Origin of the sequence: Gemmatimonas sp. (genome assembly GCF_044345575.1) — a bacterium.
Classification (GTDB): domain Bacteria; phylum Gemmatimonadota; class Gemmatimonadetes; order Gemmatimonadales; family Gemmatimonadaceae; genus Gemmatimonas.
The window spans coordinates 1-4,300 of the sequence record NZ_JBIJAW010000279.1 but is presented as its reverse complement, the minus strand read 5'-3'; the positions used below and the strand labels follow the sequence as shown (position 1 = coordinate 4,300).

Genomic DNA, 4,300 nt, shown 5'->3' with positions numbered 1-4,300 from the left:
GCCGATGTCGTCGATGGGGGACTCGCCAGCGGAGCAGGGGCGGTGCACGTCACCACGCTTCATGGGTTCACGGCACGAAGCTGGCGAGGCCGTGCTTACGAGTGGTTGCAGGTGCGTGCCGCCCGGCGCGCCGATGCGGCAGTGGCGGTATCCACGCCGATTGCGCGTCGTCTCATGGGAGGCTCCGGGCCGCGGTCCGTTGCGACGGTGCGCAACGCGGTGGCTCCCGCCGACGCTCCGCTCGAGGCGAGTGAGGCGCGCCGCACGCTCGGTCTCCCCTCGCACGGCTTCACCGTGGGCTGGATCGGTCGCCTGTCGTTCGAGAAAGGTCCCGACCTCCTGCTCGAGGCGCTCGCGATGGAGGCCCAGCGGCGTACCACGTCCGATCCGGTGCTCCACGTGGCGATGCTCGGCGACGGGCCGCTCCGACAGGCGATGGAGGAGGCGGCCATGGCGCTGCCGCCAACCGTTCGTGTGGTCTTCCCCGGACTCGTCGAACAGGCCAGCCGCTACCTCGCCGCATTCGATGGTCTGGCGCTCACCTCGCGTACCGAGGGGACTCCCATGGTGATCCTCGAGGCCATGCTCGCCGGGCTCCCGATCGTCGCCACGACCGTTGGGGGCGTTCCCGATGTTCTCGACGATCGGTGTGCGCTGCTCGCCGAACCAACGCCGCACGCCATCGCTGCACAACTCCGGCAGCTGGAGGCCGACGAAGCAGCGCGTATGCAGCGCGCCGCGACCGCGCTCGCGCATGTCGAACAGCACTTCGGGTACGATGCCTGGTTGGCTGCCTACGAGCAGGTGTACGCGGGGGCGCTGGGTAGGGCGCATAACCGCTGACCGGGTAGTCGGCGCAGTCCCGCCGTTCAATTGGCTCAGCCCACCGTGCGCGCAGGCCAAGGCTTGATCCCGTATGGCGCTGTTGCAAGAAAGCAACACACCGGTCTTTGGTGTTGCGCTTGTGCTTCAAATGAGTGGTCGATTCGGAACGACCTCGCTTCGCATCGGATGAAACAAACGCCGCCCGATTGGTCCAAGAGTTGCTCCGGTAGGGTGTCCAGTGGCAAGTGTGCAGGACTCCCCCAGGCAAGGAAATGGCAATGCGCAGGCAGCTTTCGGCGCCTTTATGGTCGTTGGGCGCCCTGGTGTCGGGCTCGGCCCTCGGGTGGGCCGGACAGCGATACGGTATCGAAGCGATCGACGTGTTGGCCTCGGGGCTTTCGCCGTTTGGTACCCTGTGGCTGAACGCGCTGCAGATGGCCGTCCTGCCGCTCATGGTGACCCGTCTGCTGTCTTCCCTCATCCGCGTCGACGACGACACGTCGGCTGTACAAGTGGGTCGGAGTAGCGTGGTACTGTTTCTGGCCTATCTCAGCTTGGCCAGTGTGGTGACAGCGGTTGTGACGGTGCAGGGAATGTCGTGGTTCCCCTTGCCGGCCGACATGGTTGCCAGCTTCAAGTTGGTGAAGCCGAACGGATCCTCCGAGGCTGCCTCGGCATCCCTGCTGACCTTCGGAGAGTGGATCAGAACCCTCGTGCCACGCAATCCATTCGAAGCGGCGGCGAAGGGCAACATCCTGCAGCTCCTTGTGTTCACGGTGTTCTTCGGCGTTGCGGCCGGTCGATTGCCAACGGCCTCGAAAGCAACGCTTTCGGAGAGCATCCGCGCCCTCGCCGATGCCATGATGATCATGGTGGGCTGGATCATGAAGGCGACACCCGCGGCCGTGTTCGTGCTGATGCTCTCGATGATGCGACAGTTCGGCGGCACCACGCTGGAGCTGCTGGCCGTATATGTGGTCGCGCTGTGCGCGCTGCTCATCCTCGCGACACTGGCGCTCTATCCGTTGACGGCGTTGCTCGGCGGAATGTCTGTGATGCAGTTTGCGCGCGGCGTCGCGCCGGCCCAGCTGGTCGCTGCGAGCACGCAGTCATCGCTCGCATCGCTGCCGGTGATGGTCAAGGCCGGACAGGAGCGACTGGCGCTCACGACCGAGACGTCAGGATTCGTTCTCTCTCTCGCTGTTTCGACATTCAAGCTCAATCAGGCGATCTCCCCGCTCTTCAAGTTCATCCTGCTCTCGCATGTCTATGGTATTCCCATCGGCGTCCGGGAGATCGGCGTGTTTGCGTTTGCCGCCATTCTGCTCAGCTTCGGTGTGGCCGGCATACCGCGTGGGAACGGAGGGTCGAGCAGTCTGCCTCTGTATCTTGCCGCCGGGATTCCCGTCGAGGGGGTGATCCTGCTCGAAGCGGTGAAGTCCATCCCGGATATCTTCATGACGACGCTCAACGTGACGGCGGACATGAGTGTCGCGACGGTGCTTTCGCGACGGTCGCGTGTGACCGCAGGGCAACACGATTCGTTGCCGATCCCTGTCCCGTCCTGATCCCATGTCGAACGTCGTAGTGGCTCGGCGTCTCGCGGCGGGACCGGCAACGCGTGTCGTCGCCGACGTTGCCGACCACGAGGTGTGGTTCGAAGCGAATCTCCCGCTGACCCTGAGTCCCGAGGTCATGGCGTCGGCGTTTCTGCTCGTGTGTGCCCATCACCGTCAGGGATTGGATCTCGATGTTCCGCTCTCCTCGCGGTTCAGGGGCAATCTGACGTCGCTGCAGGAAGTGGTGCGTGAGTTCTGGAGCTATCAGGACGTCCCATTGCTCGAGCCGCCCGGTGGAATCCCGAGCACGGCTGGTAAAGCGGCGCCGGAGTTCAGGGGTGCCGCCCTGATGTTCTCCGGAGGGGTCGATTCGTTCTACTCTCTCCTGCGCGGCCCTCTCGCGCCGGCTGCTTTGGTGCTCGTGGAAGGGTTCGATATCCCGCTCACCCAACCAAGCCGTACCGAGGCCGCCTGGGCGAGTCTTCAGGCCGTCGCCGATCACTTCGGTCTTCGCGCCGTGAAGGTCTCGACCAACCTCCGGGAGCACGCACTCTTCCGCTCCGTCAATTGGGAGGTGACGCACGGCGGGGCGCTGGCGGCCATGGGCCATCTGCTCGCGGCGCAATACAGCCATGTCATCATATCGTCCTCCTACCCGTATCCGGAGCCGACGAAGCCGTGGGGGTCACATTTCCGGCTCGACCCGCACTGGTCATCCGACGTCCTGAGCGTGTTACATGTTGGCGCCACCCACCGGCGGGCTGCCAAACTCCTTGCGATTGCAGACGAACCGATTGTGCAGCGCAATTTGCGGGTGTGTTGGGAAGGGGTGACGACGCAGTTGAATTGCGGAGCCTGCGAAAAGTGCATTCGCACGCTACTCGTGCTGCAATCGGTGGGCAGGCTCGAACACTTCACCACATTCGCGACGAGCGAGTCCCAGCTTACTGACGCGGTTCGGGCACTGCCGTACATAAAGAACAGGGGTTCGCTGGCCAACAGTTACACCAGGTTTGTGCGTGCCAACCCCTCGTCCACGCTTGGGCGCGAGGTGGCTGCGCTCATCGAACGATCGAAGCGCTACCACCGGAAGCGCGAACTCATGAAGAGTGTTGCCGGTCGGATCGTATCAAGAATCTTGTACTGAGGCATCTCCGCGTCCCCGAAAGTGTCGAGTGAAAATGCCCGTGTAATCGAGCACGATTCCTACCTGATACTCCAGACGTCTTCCCGTTCTCATCGCCGACTCATGCCACACACCGTCGCCGCCCAGCGACCCATACCGGGGCCTGCATCGCGTGTCGTCGCAGAGATTGACGGCGGCCCCGTGTGGTTCGAGGCCAACCTCCCACTGGTACTGAGCTCCGAAGCGATCGTTTCCGCGTTCCTGCTCGTCTGCGCCCACCATGGTCACGCCTTGGCGCTGGACGCACCGCTGACCGCACGATTCCAGGACCATCTCACACCACTGCAACAGGTGGTACGCGAGTTCTGGGGGTATCCCGAGGTCTCGCTGTCGGAGCCGACGGGTGAGGGTCAGCGACTGACGGGGCAGTTGGCGCCGGCGTTCAAAGGCGCGGCCCTCATGTTCTCCGGTGGCGTCGATTCCTTCTATTCGCTTCTCCGCGGGCCTCTCGCGCCGGATGCACTGGTGCTCGTCGAAGGGTTCGATATTTCGCTGTCTCAGCCGAACCGGACAGACGTCGCCTGGTCGAGCCTGCAAGCAGTGGCCAATCACTTCGGCCTGACGGCCGTGAAGGTCGCGACCAATCTCCGGGAGCACGCACTGTTCCGTTCGGTCGACTGGGGAGTGACGCACGGCGGAGCGCTGGCGGCGGTGGGCCATCTTCTCGCGTCCCGGTATAGTCACATCCTCATTTCGTCGTCCGACCCGTATGTGGATCCGACGAAACCGT

3 protein-coding genes and 1 pseudogene are annotated in these 4,300 nt (G+C 63.9%); all 4 read left to right on the top strand.

The genetic code is table 11. The features are described from left to right. A partial coding sequence (locus ACIQ6O_RS13530) for a glycosyltransferase family 4 protein (RefSeq protein ID WP_396208315.1) occupies positions 1–843 on the top strand: 843 nt, incomplete at its 5' end. 260 nt (positions 844–1,103) lie between these two features. Further along, positions 1,104–2,393, top strand: coding sequence for a dicarboxylate/amino acid:cation symporter (locus tag ACIQ6O_RS13525; protein WP_396208314.1), 1,290 nt, complete (start codon positions 1,104–1,106; stop codon positions 2,391–2,393). A 127-nt stretch (positions 2,394–2,520) separates the two neighbouring features. Further along, the gene (locus tag ACIQ6O_RS13520) at positions 2,521–3,531 is read left to right on the top strand and encodes a hypothetical protein (RefSeq protein ID WP_396208313.1); all 1,011 of its coding nucleotides are present in this window, start codon (positions 2,521–2,523) and stop codon (positions 3,529–3,531) included. A gap of 180 nt (positions 3,532–3,711) precedes the next feature. Further along, positions 3,712–4,300: pseudogene (locus ACIQ6O_RS13515) on the top strand (hypothetical protein); the annotation flags it as partial.

What these genes read in the sequence shown, in the direction of transcription:
- ACIQ6O_RS13520 (WP_396208313.1), top strand. Translation starts at nt 2,521, where the DNA reads ATGGCGTCGGCGTTTCTGCTCGTGTGTGCCCATCACCGTCAGGGATTG.
- ACIQ6O_RS13525 (WP_396208314.1), top strand. Translation starts at nt 1,104, where the DNA reads ATGCGCAGGCAGCTTTCGGCGCCTTTATGGTCGTTGGGCGCCCTGGTG.